This is a genomic window from Phytobacter sp. SCO41 (genome assembly GCF_003073275.1).
GTDB lineage: Bacteria > Pseudomonadota > Gammaproteobacteria > Enterobacterales > Enterobacteriaceae > Phytobacter > Phytobacter diazotrophicus.
The window spans coordinates 5,362,646-5,379,471 of the sequence record NZ_CP027225.1 but is presented as its reverse complement, the minus strand read 5'-3'; the positions used below and the strand labels follow the sequence as shown (position 1 = coordinate 5,379,471).

14 protein-coding genes and 4 tRNA genes are annotated in these 16,826 nt (G+C 54.4%); 11 read left to right on the top strand and 7 right to left on the bottom strand.

Translation table 11 applies throughout. The annotated features are described in order from the left end of the window. Positions 1-47: 47 nt before the first annotated feature. From C5523_RS26120 to C5523_RS26100, 5 genes are all read left to right on the top strand, one after another. Positions 48-1,433 (top strand): amino acid permease, encoded by a 1,386-nt coding sequence (locus tag C5523_RS26120; RefSeq protein WP_039077022.1) that lies wholly within the window; start codon positions 48-50, stop codon positions 1,431-1,433. Positions 1,434-1,535: 102 nt separating this feature from the next. Next, positions 1,536-1,612: transfer RNA gene (locus C5523_RS26115), tRNA-Arg, on the top strand. Positions 1,613-1,681: 69 nt separating this feature from the next. Further along, positions 1,682-1,757, top strand: a tRNA-His gene (locus C5523_RS26110). A gap of 28 nt (positions 1,758-1,785) precedes the next feature. Next, positions 1,786-1,871 (top strand) — tRNA-Leu (locus tag C5523_RS26105). A 37-nt stretch (positions 1,872-1,908) separates the two neighbouring features. After that, positions 1,909-1,985 (top strand) — tRNA-Pro (locus C5523_RS26100). A 523-nt stretch (positions 1,986-2,508) separates the two neighbouring features. Here the strand turns inward: C5523_RS26100 and C5523_RS26095 are convergent. The 5 genes from C5523_RS26095 to hemC form a co-directional block, all read right to left on the bottom strand. Next, the gene (locus C5523_RS26095; protein ID WP_108702221.1) at positions 2,509-3,720 is read right to left on the bottom strand and encodes an MFS transporter; all 1,212 of its coding nucleotides are present in this window, start codon (positions 3,718-3,720) and stop codon (positions 2,509-2,511) included. A gap of 185 nt (positions 3,721-3,905) precedes the next feature. Next, the gene (hemY, locus tag C5523_RS26090) at positions 3,906-5,102 is read right to left on the bottom strand and encodes a protoheme IX biogenesis protein HemY (RefSeq protein ID WP_039077024.1); all 1,197 of its coding nucleotides are present in this window, start codon (positions 5,100-5,102) and stop codon (positions 3,906-3,908) included. Positions 5,103-5,104: 2 nt separating this feature from the next. Continuing rightward, positions 5,105-6,262 carry a uroporphyrinogen-III C-methyltransferase gene (gene hemX / locus C5523_RS26085; RefSeq protein WP_039077025.1) on the bottom strand — a complete coding sequence of 386 codons (1,158 nt, stop codon included), beginning with the start codon at positions 6,260-6,262 and terminating at the stop codon, positions 5,105-5,107. Positions 6,263-6,283: 21 nt separating this feature from the next. Then, positions 6,284-7,024, bottom strand: coding sequence for a uroporphyrinogen-III synthase (gene hemD, locus C5523_RS26080; RefSeq protein WP_103245109.1), 741 nt, complete (start codon positions 7,022-7,024; stop codon positions 6,284-6,286). Then, positions 7,021-7,962 carry a hydroxymethylbilane synthase gene (gene hemC / locus C5523_RS26075; RefSeq protein ID WP_108702383.1) on the bottom strand — a complete coding sequence of 314 codons (942 nt, stop codon included), beginning with the start codon at positions 7,960-7,962 and terminating at the stop codon, positions 7,021-7,023. Before hemC ends, hemD begins: the two co-directional genes overlap by 4 nt. Before the next feature lie 311 nt (positions 7,963-8,273). Here hemC and cyaA point away from each other — a divergent pair, with 311 nt between their 5' ends. Beyond that, the gene (gene cyaA, locus C5523_RS26070) at positions 8,274-10,817 is read left to right on the top strand and encodes a class I adenylate cyclase (protein WP_039077028.1); all 2,544 of its coding nucleotides are present in this window, start codon (positions 8,274-8,276) and stop codon (positions 10,815-10,817) included. Between the two features lie 80 nt (positions 10,818-10,897). Here the strand turns inward: cyaA and cyaY are convergent, their stop codons facing one another. After that, complete coding sequence (gene cyaY, locus C5523_RS26065) at positions 10,898-11,221, bottom strand: iron donor protein CyaY (protein WP_039077029.1); 324 nt, start codon at positions 11,219-11,221, stop codon at positions 10,898-10,900. 74 nt (positions 11,222-11,295) lie between these two features. Continuing rightward, entirely contained in the window at positions 11,296-13,077 is a 1,782-nt protein-coding gene (locus tag C5523_RS26060) for a hypothetical protein (protein WP_108702220.1), read from the bottom strand. Positions 13,078-13,256: 179 nt separating this feature from the next. Between C5523_RS26060 and C5523_RS26055 the strand changes: the two genes are divergently transcribed. From C5523_RS26055 to yigB, 5 genes are read left to right on the top strand one after another with little or no spacing between them, the layout of a single operon-like run. Further along, a complete protein-coding gene (locus tag C5523_RS26055; protein WP_039077030.1) occupies positions 13,257-13,460 on the top strand; it encodes a lipoprotein in 204 nt (67 codons plus the stop codon). 36 nt (positions 13,461-13,496) lie between these two features. Continuing rightward, on the top strand, positions 13,497-14,321 hold the full coding sequence (gene dapF, locus C5523_RS26050; protein WP_071195557.1) for a diaminopimelate epimerase: 825 nt from the start codon (positions 13,497-13,499) through the stop codon (positions 14,319-14,321). After that, positions 14,318-15,025, top strand: coding sequence for a DUF484 domain-containing protein (locus C5523_RS26045; protein WP_039077032.1), 708 nt, complete (start codon positions 14,318-14,320; stop codon positions 15,023-15,025). The genes dapF and C5523_RS26045 overlap by 4 nt, the downstream gene beginning before the upstream one ends. Then, positions 15,022-15,924, top strand: a complete 903-nt coding sequence (xerC, locus tag C5523_RS26040) for a tyrosine recombinase XerC (protein ID WP_071195558.1) — start codon at positions 15,022-15,024, stop codon at positions 15,922-15,924. Before C5523_RS26045 ends, xerC begins: the two co-directional genes overlap by 4 nt. Next, the gene (yigB, locus tag C5523_RS26035; RefSeq protein ID WP_039077034.1) at positions 15,924-16,640 is read left to right on the top strand and encodes a 5-amino-6-(5-phospho-D-ribitylamino)uracil phosphatase YigB; all 717 of its coding nucleotides are present in this window, start codon (positions 15,924-15,926) and stop codon (positions 16,638-16,640) included. Before xerC ends, yigB begins: the two co-directional genes overlap by 1 nt. The last annotated feature ends 186 nt before the right edge of the window (positions 16,641-16,826 follow it).

The window sequence follows — 16,826 nt, the reverse complement described above, 5'->3', positions numbered from 1 at the left end:
AAAAACAACCCGCACAGCGGGAAAGTTGCAAACACGACAGAGGTTATATGGCTGAAAACAAACCCGAGCTCCAGCGCGGCCTGGAGTCTCGTCACATTGAATTGATTGCCCTGGGCGGCACGATAGGGGTGGGGCTCTTTATGGGGGCCGCAAGCACCCTGAAATGGGCTGGTCCTTCCGTGCTACTGGCGTACATTATCGCCGGGCTTTTTGTCTTTTTCATCATGCGCTCAATGGGCGAAATGCTCTTCCTGGAACCCGTTACCGGTTCATTCGCCGTTTATGCGCACCGCTATATGAGTCCCTTCTTTGGATATCTTACCGCCTGGTCCTACTGGTTTATGTGGATGGCGGTTGGTATCTCGGAAATTACGGCCATCGGCGTCTATGTGCAGTTTTGGTTCCCGGACCTGGCACAGTGGATACCCGCGCTGATTGCCGTTGGGCTGGTTGCAGTCGCGAACCTGGCGGCGGTGCGTCTGTACGGTGAAATCGAATTCTGGTTCGCAATGATCAAGGTCACCACTATCATCGTGATGATTATCGTGGGACTGGGCGTTATCTTCTTTGGTTTTGGTAATGGCGGTCACGCGATTGGTTTTAGCAATCTGACTGAGCACGGCGGCTTCTTTGCGGGCGGCTGGAAGGGGTTCCTGACGGCGCTGTGTATCGTTGTGGCGTCTTACCAGGGCGTAGAGCTTATCGGTATCACCGCCGGTGAAGCGAAAAACCCGCAAGTGACGCTGCGAAGCGCGGTAAGCAAAGTGCTGTGGCGTATCCTGATTTTTTATGTGGGCGCGATTTTCGTTATCGTGACTATCTTCCCGTGGAATGAGATCGGCACTAACGGTAGCCCGTTTGTTCTGACTTTCGCCAAAATCGGCATTACCGCAGCGGCAGGTATCATTAACTTTGTTGTGCTGACGGCTGCACTGTCTGGCTGTAACAGCGGTATGTACAGCTGTGGGCGCATGCTCTATGCACTGGCGAAAAACCGTCAGCTACCGGCGGGTGTGGCGAAAGTGTCGAAAAACGGCGTTCCCGTTGCCGGCGTGACCATTTCTATCATCATTCTGCTGATTGGCTCCTGCCTGAACTACATCATTCCTAATCCGCAGCGCGTGTTTGTCTATGTTTACAGCGCCAGCGTATTACCGGGTATGGTGCCGTGGTTTGTGATTTTGATTAGCCAACTGCGCTTCCGCCATGCGCATCGTCAGGCGATTGCCAGCCATCCATTCCGCTCCGTGCTGTTCCCGTGGGCGAACTACGCGACCATGGCTTTCCTGGTGTGCGTGCTGATTGGTATGGCCTTCAATGACGACACCCGTATGTCACTGTTTGTGGGTATCATCTTCATGGCAGCAGTGAGCGTTATTTATAAGGTGCTGGGTTTAAACCGCCACGCTGTGACGCAGCGAGTGGGGGAATAATCAGCAAAATGCGCAAAGCATAACCAAACGCGCATTTTATTTAAAAAGGCACTAGACAGAGGGGGGGGAAGTCCGTATTATCCACCCCCGCAACGGCGCTAAGCGCCCGTAGCTCAGCTGGATAGAGCGCTGCCCTCCGGAGGCAGAGGTCTCAGGTTCGAATCCTGTCGGGCGCACCATTTAACCCGGTGCTTGATGAGCTGCGGTGGACTGTGAAATCACAGGGCCGCGTGAAAAGATTTGTAGTGGTGGCTATAGCTCAGTTGGTAGAGCCCTGGATTGTGATTCCAGTTGTCGTGGGTTCGAGTCCCATTAGCCACCCCATTATTTAGTAGTAAAAGTTTCGTGGAATGCGAAGGTGGCGGAATTGGTAGACGCGCTAGCTTCAGGTGTTAGTGTCCTTAGGATGTGGGGGTTCGAGTCCCCCCCCTCGCACCACAACTTAGATTGAACAAAAATTCAAAAAGCAGTACATCGGCGAGTAGCGCAGCTTGGTAGCGCAACTGGTTTGGGACCAGTGGGTCGGAGGTTCGAATCCTCTCTCGCCGACCACTTTTGAACCCCGCTTGAATAAAGCGGGGTTTTTTGTTTTTTGCATTCTAAAAACCTCTCATTTTACGGTGTTGCGTATCAGCGACAACCCAACCTACCTTTGTCGTCAATTGGTGACATCTAATTTATTGATTTATAAGGGGTAGGCTGTCTGGCATTGTGGCTGTCTCCTGTAGGCGACAATAAAGCGTCTGGCACCGTAGCTAAATTGGGGCGATTGCCGCCGCAGAGCGCGATTTTCCTGTTATCTGAAAAGAACTTAAGCGTGCTGTTTTGCTAATGCGAACCTGGCACACTATGTGCAATAATATACGTGTAGATGCTCATTCCACCTCTTATGTTCGCCTTCTGGCCTCATAAACTCCGGAATGATGCAGAGCCGTTTACGGTGCTTATCGTCCACTGACAGATGTCGCTTCGGCCTCATCAAACACCATGGACACTACGTTGAGTGAAGCACCCATTTATGTTGTCAAACAGACCTGTTTTAACGCCTGCTTTCGAGCAGGCGTTTTTTTATGCCTTATTCCCGGTAGCGTGCCATCACAACACTCATCAAAAGCAATGCGCTCAGTGATACGCTGTAGAGCGCCTGCGCGGCGCCCCATTCGCTGGCAAGCCAGGCCGCAATGGTGGTCATCAGCGTGGCGGTTAATGTTTGCCAGCGCCACGCTTTTGCGCTGGCTGCCGGGATCTCATCTCCGCTAAACCCGGCAAGCAGACTAAACGTACCGACAGCAAACACCACATTCGAGGCCAGATGGGCGATAAAAATAAGCCCCAGTGCCGCGCTCTTCTCTTCTGAGAGCAGCGGCAGCAGGCCGTATGCCCCAAGGAAAATGGCCAGACACAGCACTAACAGGCGATTGCGGCGGGCATAGTGCGGCAACTTTTCACCATTCAGCAGCAGCGGACCACAAAGCTGCCCCAGGCTACGGGCGAACAGTAGCGGCAATGCCAGCCCGCTAGCGTCGTCCGGGTGTATCTGTTGCGCCAGTGCGGGCAAGAGCGCCATGGCTGGTGAACCAACCGCGGCAAGGGCGGGCAGGATCAGCAGGCTGCGCTTTTGTGCGGCGGTAAGTGAAGGCCATGCAATAGTCGATAACGGTTTGCCGTTATTGCGATTGCTCATGTCATGGGCACGATAATGTGCCCGTGTCAGCATGAGCAGAGCCACCGACGCCAGAAAACTCAGTGCATCAATGCTCAGCAATATTAGCGGGGCAACATGGTCGAACAACAGCACGCCCACCCCCGTTCCCAGCAATACCTGAGAGGCAAAAATAACGCTCTCCATCCCTGTGGCCGCAGGCAATTCATCATGCGTAAGGCCGCGCTTGAATACCAACGCCAGCGCAGGCCAGGACATCCCGCCCAGCAACGCCTCTGCCGACTGAACCATCAGCAAAGCGGGGATACTGTGATACATGAGCCCGAACAGAGGAAGGGCGAGGGCGACCATACCCAACAGCTCTGTGATAATTAAAAGAGACAGGGGCGACAAGCGTCGACAGAGCTTTTCTCCCGCCAGGCTGCCCACAAAGCCCGGTAGCGTTGCCAACAGGTAGGCGAGGGTGAGCGTTGAAGGTGAGGCATGCCAGCGTAAGAGCTGACCGAAGACCAGTACCTGGGTCAGGCCATTACCCAGTGAAGATAAGACAAATGCGCAGAGCAGCAGCCGCAGCCAGCGGTGCGTGCGTAGCGCGCGCACGAGCGCGAACAATAGGGTGTTCATGGTAACGATTTCCCAAAACGAGTTATTTCCTGCAGCAAGCGCTGCATCGATTGAAAGGGGTTAACTCGGGAAGATCGTTACATTGGCAGAGACGTTCCGTTAACTGAGACGGGAAAACTGTAGCACAGGATATTCAGAAATGTCAGCCAGGCAAAAAATCGGGGCCTTGCGGCCCCGACAGAGGATCACGAAGGGGGGTTATTCTGCAACGTGAGCAGCAGACCATCACGACGCATCTCTGCGGCTTCTTCCGGCTGGTGCAACCGGTCGAGGCAGTCAGCAAGCCAGGCGTAATCGAATGCATCCGGGCGTTGTTTCAGCGCGGCACGAAACGCCAGGCAGGCCTCTTTCCACTCGCCGTGTTTCATTAGTGATTGCCCCAGCGTACTCCAGAGCATCGGGCGGTCGCCCTGCGTTTTGATTTGCTGGCGCAGGACTTTTTCTACCTGCTCAGGATTATTGGTTTTCAGGCGCGGGATCACCAGAACCAGGCGGTCGTCATACTGTCGTTTCAGACCATCCAGGAGGATCGCCTGGGCAGTATCGTGATCGTCACATTCGATAAGGTGTTCTGCCATTGCCACCTGCAAGGGGATTTGATGACGGGTTTTGCGACTCTGGTTTTTCCACCAGCTTCGTAGACCCTCGCTTCCCAGATCGGCACGCGCCTGATCCATTAGCCCAATCCAGGCTTGTTGCTGGAGTGCTTCGCGATGCGCCTCATCTCCGACGTTCGCTTTTGCCATCGACGGAATGATGTCCAGCAGTGAACTCCATGCGCCGGTGCGGATGTAAGCCTGTTCTGCCAGGCGCAATACTTCTGGATGACGTGGGGTAATTTCCAGCAGTCGGTCAACGCCATGGCGCGCGGCATGATTTTCATTGCGTGCCAGTTGCAGACGTACACGGGTAATCTCGACCGGGATCGGATCGTTTTCCGACAGCTCTGCTGCACGCTCAAGGTGCTGATTCGCACGCACTTCATCGCCACGTTGCTGTGCCGCTTCGGCCGCCAGTAAGTAGTTCACCACGGGTTGTTGCGCATGATCGGCGTTTTTCGCCATCAACTTCTCAACCTGCTGATAATCGCCTTCTGCCAGCTTGATGAGCGCCAGTTCCGTCTGTTTACGGGCGCGGCGACGTTTACGGCCAACGAACCAGCCACGCGTATGCGCGCCGGTGCGGAAAATACGGCGTAACAGCCATTCGAGGGCAAAAAGCACTACCAGAGCCAGTACCAGAATGATGACCAGGCCAGTGACGCTGGTTTCAATGTTGTAAGTGTCAGTCTGGATCAGCACATAGCCCTGATGGCCGGCGATCATCGGACCTAACACGATCCCGGCGATCAGCAGCGCAAAGAGTAATAATACTTTCAGCATGATTATTCTCCCTGCGGCGCTTGAGCAGGCGCATTCGGATCCGGGGCAACGCCAGGCTGCGCCAGAAGATTACGCACACGGGTCTGCATCAGTTTCTCCAGAATCGGCTGGCTTTTCAGCGACTCAGGGACCGCCATGGCGATGGACTGCTGCTCGAGCTTGTCAATTTCCTCAAGAAACGCTTTGGTGGCGGAATCATCCGTATCGTAGTAGGCGCGAATCCAGGTAGAGACATTATCCAGCGCCTGCTTGTAGGTCTCTTCCTGATGGCGAGGCACGGCCTGTGCCGCAACTAACAGCCTTGAGCGGATATTTTCGCGCAAATAGATGTCCTGGTTCGGGGCCAGCAATGGCACGGCGGTTTCATCGCGACGGCGAATCGTGATGAAACTGTCCATAAAGTTCTGCCAGCTTTTTTGCAGATTCACGCGCCATTCGCTAAGGGAACTCGACAACTCACTGCTGTCTGAATCCATCGGGGCATCGTCGTCGTTGTTATCCGCCAGACGCAGATTATCAATCTGGTTCGAGAGTTGGTTCACTTTCAGGATGATGCCGTCATAATCCACCTGAGAAATCGCAGAGAGGCTGGCGACATCATCAGTAATGGCGCGGCGCGCAGTGATAAGGCTGGGATCGTTCATGTCCGCCAGGCTGGCATCTGCGCTTTTCAGCAGCGCCGCGGCGGTGGTGACATCCTGATCGCTCCACAGCTTACGCCCGGCCAGTTTGACCAGGAAATCAGCCTGCGCCAGCAGCCAGGTTTTCGCATCGGTGCCGGAAATGGTGGCGACTTTTTGCTGAACCTCATTTAACTGCCTGGCGAGCGCGTCTTGCTGACGTTTGGCCTCTTCAAGCTGCGTGGCCTGCTGTTTAATAACGCCTTCCAGCCCGGCTTTTTGTTTGTCCTGCGCTTGCTGCATCGCAATGACCTGGTTGGCCAGCTCATCATTCGTTGCGCGCAGTACGGTAGTTTGCTGCTTTACCCAGCCATAAAGACCGACGCCTGCTGCCAGCGCAATTGCAATAGCAATCACGCTAAGTGCAAGACTTGTCTTGCCCGCGCGGTTGTTCTTCTCGGCGTTTTTCGGCGGCGGCGTGTAGCCATCAGCCTGCTTGGTTTCTTCAACCACGGCAGAGGAGTGTTGTTGTTCCGTCATTATGGCTTCCCATTATGAGTGTTATTGTAATGCGCGAAGCAGCGCATCGTTGTCTGCGTTTTCAGCGACCTGAATATCTTGCCAGCCCAGTTCCCGGGCGAGGTTCGCCAGACGCTCGCTGACGACCAACAGCCGACAGCGTAGTAACCAATTTTCGCGATACCAGAGCGGAATAAGCGTAAAAAGCTGTTGCAGCATCTCACCGCTGGTGACCACTATCGTATCGACGCCGCGTGTATGCCAGCGCATGGCCTCTTGTGCCCCGTCATACAACTTTCCACAGCGTTGATAACATTCGCAAAACTCAACCTGAGCGCCACGAGCCACCAGCGTTTCACCTAATAACTCACGTCCGCCGTTTCCCCGTAAGATTAGCGCACGTTTGCCCTGAATGTTTTGTAATTCAGGCAATTGTAGTAGGACTTCGCTGATTTCCTGGTCCAGTGGATAGCGAACCTCAATACCGCTGGCAGTATGTAACGCCAGCGCGGTCGAGCGACCAATGGCAAAGTAGCGTGGCTGTAAAGGCCAGTAAGCGTGGGTTTGCTGTAAATGCGCGTGGGCAAATGTCACGGCATGCTGTGATAAGGCAAAAACCATATCGTCTTCGCCCAGCGCCGACAGACGCTCGGGCAGCGTGTTGAGTTCCCTGCCTGGGGTGAACTCAATCAACGGAAAGCTCCATGCCACCTGTCCCAGTGCGCGCAGTCGGCTCACTAACATTTCCCCTGCCGGGGAGGGGCGGGTGACAAGGATATTCATGCGGGCGCATCTCCGTTGTAGACGTCAGCCAGAATTTCACGTGCGCCGTTATCCAGCAGTTCCTCGGCAAGTGAGATACCTAACTGGACGGCTTCGTCCGGATGACCCCGGCGCTCACCCTGGACCATTTTCGAACCGTCCGGCGCGCCAACCAGCGCACGCAGCCACAGTTCACCATCATGTAATTCAGCATAGCTGCCAATTGGTACCTGGCAGCCGCCTTCGAGACGGGTATTCATGGCACGCTCTGCGGAAACCCGCACAGCGGTTTCGTGATGGTTAAGCGGGGCGAGAAGCAAACGGGTGCGTTCGTCTGCAAGACGGCACTCAATGCCCACCGCACCCTGACCCACTGCCGGGAGCGAAAGCTCTGCTGGCAGCGCGACGCGAATTCGCGATTCGAGCCCCAGACGTTTCAGGCCTGCCACCGCCAGGATGATGGCGTCATAATCGCCGCTATCGAGTTTCGACAGACGGGTACCGACATTGCCACGCAAAGAGCGGATCACCAGATCGGGGCGGCGTGCCGCCAACTGACACTGCCGGCGTAAACTTGATGTGCCAACTACGCTCCCCGCAGGCAGCGCGTCGATGTCGCTGTAGTGATTAGAGACAAAGGCATCGCGCGGATCTTCACGCTCACAAATCGTCACCAGACCCAACCCTTCCGGGAACTCGACGGGGACATCTTTCATAGAGTGCACGGCGATATCGGCACGGTTTTCAAGCAATGCCAGCTCAAGTTCCTTCACAAACAGACCCTTACCGCCGACTTTCGCCAGAGGGGTGTCCAGAATGACATCGCCACGCGTAACCATAGGCACCAGTTCGACCGTCAGGCCCGGGTGGAGTGCCTCAAGACGCTGCTTAACATATTGTGCCTGCCAAAGTGCAAGGGGACTTTGCCGTGTGGCAATTCTCAGAACATTGTCTAACATGCTTGTTACCGTCATTATCATCCATCGACCATCCTAACATTCTTGTCTTAGGGTGTCAGTGTTCGTGGTGATTGCATAGGTGAGGCGAGCACGGTCTCGTCAAAACGAGACACACCCTCGGCCGTAATTGGGAATTTACACATTGTAAATGGTGCTAAACTGGTATGTAGCGCATCTTTCTTTACGGTCAATCAGCAAGGTGTTAAATTGATCACGTTTTAGACCATTTTTTCGTCTGTACCACCACAAAGACAAGGGCGAAAAAAGGTGACGGCGATTTTGGACTTTCTGTAAACATCAGGCGATACGTCTTGTACCTCTATATTGAGACTCTGAAACAGAGGCTGGATGCCATCAATCAACTGCGTGTGGATCGCGCGCTAGCGGCCATGGGCCCTGCTTTCCAGCAGGTCTACAGTCTGCTGCCCACGCTTTTGCACTACCATCATCCGTTGATGCCGGGCTACCTCGAAGGTAGCGTTCCAAAAGGCATTTGCCTCTACACGCCTGATGAAACCCAACGCCACTACCTCAACGAGCTTGAGCTCTACCGTGGAATGCCCCCGCAGGAATCGCCAAAAGGCGAGTTGCCGATAACCGGCGTCTACTCCATGGGCAGTACTTCATCGGTAGGACAAAGCTGCTCTTCTGACCTGGATATCTGGGTTTGCCACCAGTCGTGGCTCGATAACGAAGAGCGCCAATTGTTGCAGCGTAAATGCAGCCTGCTTGAGAGCTGGGCCGCATCGCTGGGTGTGGAAGTCAGCTTCTTCTTAATTGATGAAAATCGCTTCCGCCATAATGAAAGCGGCAGTCTGGGTGGTGAAGACTGTGGCTCGACGCAGCATATTTTGTTGCTCGATGAATTCTATCGTACCGCTGTGCGTCTGGCCGGTAAGCGTATTCTGTGGAATATGGTGCCGGGCGATGAAGAAGAGCACTATGACGATTACGTCATGACGCTCTATGCACAGGGCGTACTGACGCCAAATGAATGGCTGGACCTCGGCGGGCTGAGCTCCCTTTCCGCCGAAGAGTACTTCGGTGCCAGCCTGTGGCAGCTCTATAAAAGTATCGACTCCCCCTATAAAGCAGTGCTGAAAACTCTGCTACTGGAAGCCTATTCCTGGGAGTATCCGAACACCCGCCTGTTGGCGAAAGACATTAAACAGCGTCTGCACGACGGTGAAATCGTTTCGTTCGGTCTGGATCATTACTGCATGATGCTGGAGCGCGTCACCCATTATCTGACCGCGATTGAAGATTTCACGCGTCTCGATCTTGTGCGTCGATGTTTCTATTTAAAAGTGTGCGAGAAACTGAGCCGTGAGCGTGCCTGTGTAGGCTGGCGGCGTGAAGTGGTCAGTCAGCTAGTGAAAGAGTGGGGTTGGGACGAAGCGCGTCTCACCATGCTCGATAACCGGGCAAACTGGAAAATCGACCAGGTGCGTGAAGCGCATAACGAGCTGCTCGATGCCATGATGCAGAGCTACCGTAACCTGATTCGCTTTGCGCGCCGCAACAATCTGAGCGTCTCCGCCAGTCCGCAGGACATCGGCGTGCTGACCCGTAAGTTATATGCCGCTTTCGAAGCGTTGCCGGGTAAAGTCACCCTGGTGAATCCGCAGATTTCTCCGGATCTCTCCGAGCCTAATTTAACCTTTATCCATGTGCCGCCGGGCCGTGCGAATCGTACGGGTTGGTATCTGTACAACCGTGCCCCAAACATGGACTCTATCGTTAGCCACCAGCCGCTGGAATATAACCGTTACCTGAACAAACTGGTGGCGTGGGCGTGGTTCAATGGTTTGCTGACGTCGCGTACTCGCCTGTTTATTAAAGGTAATGGCATTGTCGATTTGGCAAAACTGCAGGAGATGGTGGCGAATGTGTCCCATCACTTCCCGCTGCGTCTGCCTGCGCCAACGCCAAAAGCGCTGTACAGCCCTTGCGAAATCCGCCATCTGGCGATTATCGTGAACCTGGAATATGACCCGACTGCGGCATTCCGTAACCAGGTCGTGCATTTCGATTTCCGTAAGCTTGATGTGTTCAGCTTCGGTGAGCAGCAAAACTGCCTGGTTGGCAGCGTAGACCTGCTTTATCGCAACTCCTGGAATGAAGTGCGTACACTGCATTTCAACGGCGAGCAGGCGATGATTGAAGCGCTGAAAACCATTCTAGGCAAAATGCATCAGGATGCCGCGCCGCCCGATAGCGTTGAAGTGTTCTGTTATAGCCAGCATCTGCGCGGCTTGATCCGTACCCGCGTGCAGCAACTGGTTTCTGAATGCATTGAGCTGCGCCTGTCCAGTACCCGCCAGGAAACGGGGCGCTTCAAAGCGTTACGCGTGGCCGGACAGACCTGGGGGCTTTTCTTCGAGCGCCTGAATGTATCGGTGCAGAAACTGGAAAACGCGATTGAGTTTTATGGCGCGATTTCTCATAACAAACTGCACGGGCTGTCGGTTCAGGTCGAAACGAACCACGTCAAACTGCCGCAGGTGGTGGATGGGTTTGCCAGCGAAGGGATTATTCAGTTCTTTTTCGAAGAGACCGGCGATGACGGTTTCAATATCTATATTCTGGATGAAAGCAACCGCGCGGAAGTGTATCACCACTGCGAAGGCAGCAAAGAGGAGCTGGTGCGCGACGTTAGCCGCTTCTATTCGTCGTCGCACGACCGCTTTACCTACGGCTCAAGCTTTATCAACTTCAACCTGCCGCAGTTCTACCAAATCGTGAATGTGGATGGCCGGGCGCAGGTGATTCCGTTCCGCAATCAGGCTATCACGCCTGTTGCGTCTGCCAATCAGGATAACGACGCGCCGCTGTTGCAGCAGTACTTCTCCTGATGTTTTAGCGGGTAGCCCGGGGAAGCGCAGCGTACCCGGGACTCCCGGATGCGGCGCAATGCCTTATCCGGGGTTAGATGTTAGCCGCGAAAACTTACCTCTTCGCCCGCCTGTTGCGTCGCCGCCTGTTCCAGCAGATCCCAGAAGGTTTCGCCTGAACGGTCGCAAACCCACTCGTCACCTTTCAGATCGAAATGGTAACCGCCTTGTTTGGCCGCCAGCCACACCTGATGCAAGGGTTCCTGGCGGTTGATGATGATTTTGCTGCCGTTTTCAAAGGTGATGGTCAATATGCCGCCGTTAATTTCGCAGTCGATATCGCTGTCGCCGTCCCAGTCGTCCAGACGCTCTTCAATGGTCATCCACAGGGTGTCAGCAAGGCGATGAAATTCACTGTCGTTCATTGTCGTTTCCCGTTTTACGTGATGGCGGCAGTATAGCCGCAGGAGCGAATCGCATCAAAGCCGCGCCTGTGCTTTCATTTCTCGTCCTCTGTTCTGTTATGCGTCCACTTACTGACAAAGGGCGCGGATGAACTCACTTCAAATATTGCTAAGCTGTCTTCGCCTAAAGGGGATAACGTAGCGATATACACGCGGTTTTGATAATGCGCGATACGCCTGGTGATGAGGTGAAATTGCCGTGGATCGAGGCCTGGTAGTCTTTCCCATTTGCCCCAATGCCCTTGAGAAGAGAGCACTTTGCGCCAGTGCACCCCGGTATCGTCTATTTTAAAAGAGGGGTCGTCACGCCAATCAGCAGACGCGCCTGCAGGCTGCGCGCTAGTGGAATATTTCACCCCCGTCGGAACAAACACACCGTCATCCATCAGCTTGCCATCCAGATATCCCGTACGGTAGTGGACGCCATAGCCATAGCCGGAATGCTGCTCGAACCATGTCACCCGTACCGCTTTGCTATCAGGCGTCGGGTACCGCCAGAGTTGCGTACCATCGAAAACATAAACGTAGCGGTCGTCACGGGCGAACCAATTTCGGAGATAGGGGTTATCGTTCAGGTGTGCTTCCTTTTCATCAGGAACGCGGTAATCCATCAGAATCAACGTTCCTGTTGATTCGAATACCTGCAATCCGCCTGGTTGATAGCCGTGTCGGGTAAGCAGATAGCCATGATTCCTTCCGGCGTTAAAACGTTTATCAATGGTCAGATTCGGGTTGTCGAGGGTGACGATTTCCAGCTTCTTTTCATCAGAGTCCGTTTTGGTAATGACATACAGTTTGTCCTGATACTGCGCCACGGTCTCGCTGAGCGGATGGAACTGCTCCGGGTCAAGGCCTGGGATCTCTGCTTGTTGGCAATCGGGGCCTTTACGCCACAGGACGCGCTTTTCCAGGAGGTTGAAGGCGTTACAATGTTTGTGCGTATCTTCGTCCCATTCCAGGTTGCCCTGGTTGAGGACGTAGCGATGCAGGCCGTTTTTATCGCGAAAGGTCAGCAGCGATCCTGGCATCCAGCGCACAATCGAAAAGGTATCGGGATCGGCTTTAAGCGGTTCGCCGTTAATGATAAGCCGCGTACGTGTTCGCGCCAGAGTATCCCAGGGACCGAAAGGCATCGTGACGCAGGGGTTAAACGCCGCAGAAAATTTGCCGCGCTGATCCCAGGATTTTTGCGCCAACACGGTAAAACTATCCGGCTCATCAAGGCGATGCCCATTGACGTAGAGATACCGATCGTCGCGCAAAATTAGCCCCAACCAGTCAGGACGCCATCTGCTGTCGAAGTCAATTTTGCGCAGCATTGCCACATTCACTGGCCTTTCCGTGCTGTTATCGCCGGTACGTTTGCCTTCGTAATAAAGGCTGTTTTTATCAGCGGCAAAGCTGTCGAAGGCTTGAAAAGAGGGAATGTCCACAGGCGGCGTGCCGGGCGGGTTATACATGACTTTGCCTGCGTACACGATGTAGCGGCCATCACTGTGATACGCATACTGGGAATAAGTCGACTGCGCGCCTTGATAGACATAATCGGTAGTCAGATCCGTTAACGGTGGTTCTTCTTTCCACCCTTTAGGATGCGCATAATCAATCGCCAGGTTCGGCAGGCGACGCAGGCGACGCAGGCGTTTGAAGTTAAGTTCTGGTAACGCAATGACATTTTCTTCGCCCGCTTGCATATAAACCGCGCCTTTGCCCCACGGCTGATAAGCATTATGCTCAGGCGGATCTAACCGGCATGCCAGGGCGGGCTGTAACAACAGTGAAAGTGAAAGAAGATAAAAGAGCTTGTTAATTTTCATCACGCCATCCTGGCCTTGAGAAGAGAAGGCTTAGCAAAGCATATTTGGCGTTGAGGATGTGTCGTGAACAGTTAAACGGGCGGCTTTTCCGATTTTATAAAGACGTGCTAAACGCTTGCTTTTGTGTCTTCTCCTGCGATGATAGAAAGCAGAAAGAATGAACCAACAGGCAACCTACAATGAAAGACGTGTGTCGAACCCTGGCTGTATTATTAACCTTATTTAGCCTGACGGGCTGTGGTCTGAAAGGGCCGCTCTATTTCCCGCCGGCTGACAAAAATGCGCCGCCGCCAACCAAAAAAACCGAAAGCGCCATTCAGACAACGACCCCGGATCGTAACGATCGTGGTGATAATGGTGGCCCAACGCAGGTGAATTACTAACGTTCCCGTGCTGTATCCGCGTATATGGAGTAGATGATGCAGTTCTCTAAAATGCATGGCCTTGGCAACGATTTTATGGTCGTCGACGCGGTAACGCAGAATGTCTTTTTTTCCCCTGATCTGATCCGTCGTATGGCTGACAGGCATCTCGGGGTGGGGTTCGATCAACTGCTGGTGGTCGAACCCCCCTACGATCCCGAACTCGATTTCCACTATCGCATCTTTAATGCTGACGGCAGCGAAGTCTCCCAGTGCGGAAACGGCGCACGTTGTTTTGCCCGTTTTGTGCGCTTAAAAGGGTTGACCAATAAACGTGACATTCGCGTCAGCACCGCGAACGGCCGCATGGTATTAACCGTAACGGATGACGAGCTGGTGCGCGTGAACATGGGCGAACCCAACTTCGAGCCATCGCAGGTTCCGTTCCGGGCGAACAAAGCGGAAAAGACCTATATTATGCGTGCGGCGGAACAAACAATATTGTGCGGCGTTGTCTCAATGGGCAATCCGCACTGTGTTATCCAGGTCGATGATGTCGATAGCGCTCCGGTTGAAACGCTGGGGCCGGTAATGGAGAGCCACGAACGCTTCCCTGAGCGCGCCAATATTGGTTTCATGCAAGTGGTCAAACGCGATCACATCCGACTGCGCGTGTATGAACGCGGCGCGGGGGAAACGCAGGCCTGCGGAAGCGGCGCTTGCGCGGCGGTCGCGGTCGGTATCCAGCAAGGTTTGCTGGCAGAAGAAGTACGTGTGGAACTCCCAGGCGGTCGGCTGGATATCGCATGGAAAGGACCGGGCCAACCGTTGTTTATGACTGGCCCGGCGGCACATGTCTACGACGGATTTATTCATCTATGAAGCAACCAGGGGAAGAACTGCAGGAAACGTTTATGGAACTGGATGACCACGCTGTCGTCGATTATCTGTTGCGTAATCCTGAGTTTTTTATCCGTAATGCACACGCTGTTGAAGCTATTCGTGTTCCTCATCCCGTACGCGGTTCGATTTCGTTAGTCGAGTGGCACATGGTGCGGGCACGTAACCATATCAACGTGCTGGAAGAGAACATGACGTTGCTGATGGAGCAGGCCAGCGCCAATGAAGGTCTGTTCTACCGCCTGCTGCGTCTGCAGGGCAAACTGGCATCGGCCAAAAGCCTTGAGGAAATGTTGAATCGCTTCCAGCGGTGGGCCAGAGATTTGGGGCTGGCAGGCGCTACCGTCCGCCTGTTCCCGGACCGCTGGCGTCTTGGCGCGCCGTCCGGTTTTACCCATCTTGCGCTCTCTCGCCAGGCTTTTGAGCCACTGCGTATTCAGCGTCTGGGTCAACAGCAGCACTATCTCGGTTCACTGAACGGACCGGAGTTACTCTTACTTTTGCCGGAAGCGAAAGCGATCGGTTCTGTGGCGGTAACAATGATGGGGCCAGACGCCGATCTGGGCGTTGTGCTGTTCAGTAGTCGCGACCCGCATCACTATCAGCATGGCCAGGGCACGCAACTGCTGGAAGAGATCGCCATAATGTTACCGGACCTGCTGGAGCGCTGGATCGAGCGCGTATGACCGATTCACCTCTGCATCTGGCCGTCACGCGTTTTCTGCGCTATCTGGGCGTGGAGCGTCAGTTAAGCCCCATCACGCTTCTCAATTATCAGCGTCAGCTTGATGCCATCATTGCGCTTGCCGGGGAAATCGGCCTGCAGCGCTGGCAACAATGTGATGCCGCCGCGGTACGGGCGTTTGCCGTACGCAGTCGCCGCAAGGGGCTGGGAGCCGCCAGTCTGGCGCTACGCCTTTCGGCTTTACGCAGCTTCTTTGACTGGCTGGTGAGTCAGGGCGAGCTTCCGGCCAACCCCGCGAAGGGTATTTCCGCTCCGAAAACGCCGCGTCACTTGCCAAAAAATATCGACGTGGACGACGTAAACCGTCTGCTGGATATCGATCTTAACGATCCGCTGGCGGTACGCGACAGGGCGATGCTGGAGGTAATGTACGGCGCCGGGCTGCGTTTATCCGAACTGGTGGGGCTGGATATCAAACACCTTGATTTGGAAAGTGGTGAAGTCTGGGTGATGGGGAAAGGCAGCAAAGAGCGCCGTTTACCTGTCGGGCGGAACGCGGTCATCTGGATTGAACACTGGCTGGATTTACGCGGGTTATTTGGCAGCGAAGAAGAGGCACTGTTTCTCTCGAAATTGGGGAAACGTATTTCCGCGCGCAATGTGCAAAAACGCTTTGCTGAGTGGGGAATCAAACAGGGGCTGAACAGTCACGTGCACCCGCATAAACTGCGTCACTCCTTTGCTACTCATATGCTGGAGTCCAGCGGCGATCTGCGCGGCGTGCAGGAACTGTTGGGGCATGCTAACCTTTCCACCACACAAATCTATACCCATCTTGATTTTCAACACCTTGCCTCGGTGTATGACGCAGCGCATCCACGCGCCAAACGGGGGAAATAATGCGATTTTACCGGCCTGTGGGCCTCATCTCGGCCATCACTTTTGATCTCGACGATACCCTTTACGATAACCGCCCGGTTATTCTGCGCACGGAACAGGAATCCCTGCTGTTTGTGCAACAATATCACCCCTCGCTGAATGCGCTGGAAAATACGGATTTGAAACGCATTCGCCAGTCGTTGTTGCTCGCGGAACCGGAGATCTACCACGATGTGACCGAATGGCGTCGTCGTGCGGTCGAACGCGCCATGCTGGATGCCGGGTTAACCGTTGATGAAGCGGCAGAAGGGGCGCAAGCGGCAATGCAGCATTTCGCGAAATGGCGCAGCCGTGTTGATGTGCCGCAAGAGACCCACGAAACCCTGGCAAAGCTCGCTGAAAAATGGCCGCTGGTGGCGATCACCAACGGCAATGCGCAGCCAGCGTTATTCGGCCTGGCCGATTACTTTGAATTTGTGCTGCGCGCTGGCCCTGACGGGCGTGCGAAGCCGTTTAATGATATGTACCACCTTGCGGCTGAACGCCTGAACATTCCGTTAGGTGAAATTCTGCACGTCGGGGATGACCTGACGACAGATGTCGCCGGTGCCATTCGCTGTGGTATGCAGGCCTGCTGGATCAAACCGGAAGGGGCAGACCTGCTGACGGCTTCTGATAGCCGATTGCTGCCACATCTGGAGATTTCGCGGTTGGCATCCCTCACCACGCTGATATAATCACCACAAGTTCTGTATAAATTCCCAGGGGTTGTTGCGCTTTATCCTTCGGTCTACAGGTGCGTTGACGGCACTCACTCACCCCAGTCACATAGTTAATCTATGCTCCTGGGGATTCATGAGCTTGTCGCCTTCCTGTAAACCAAATGATATAGCGCAACGGCTTCATACTAACCCGGCGGTGCC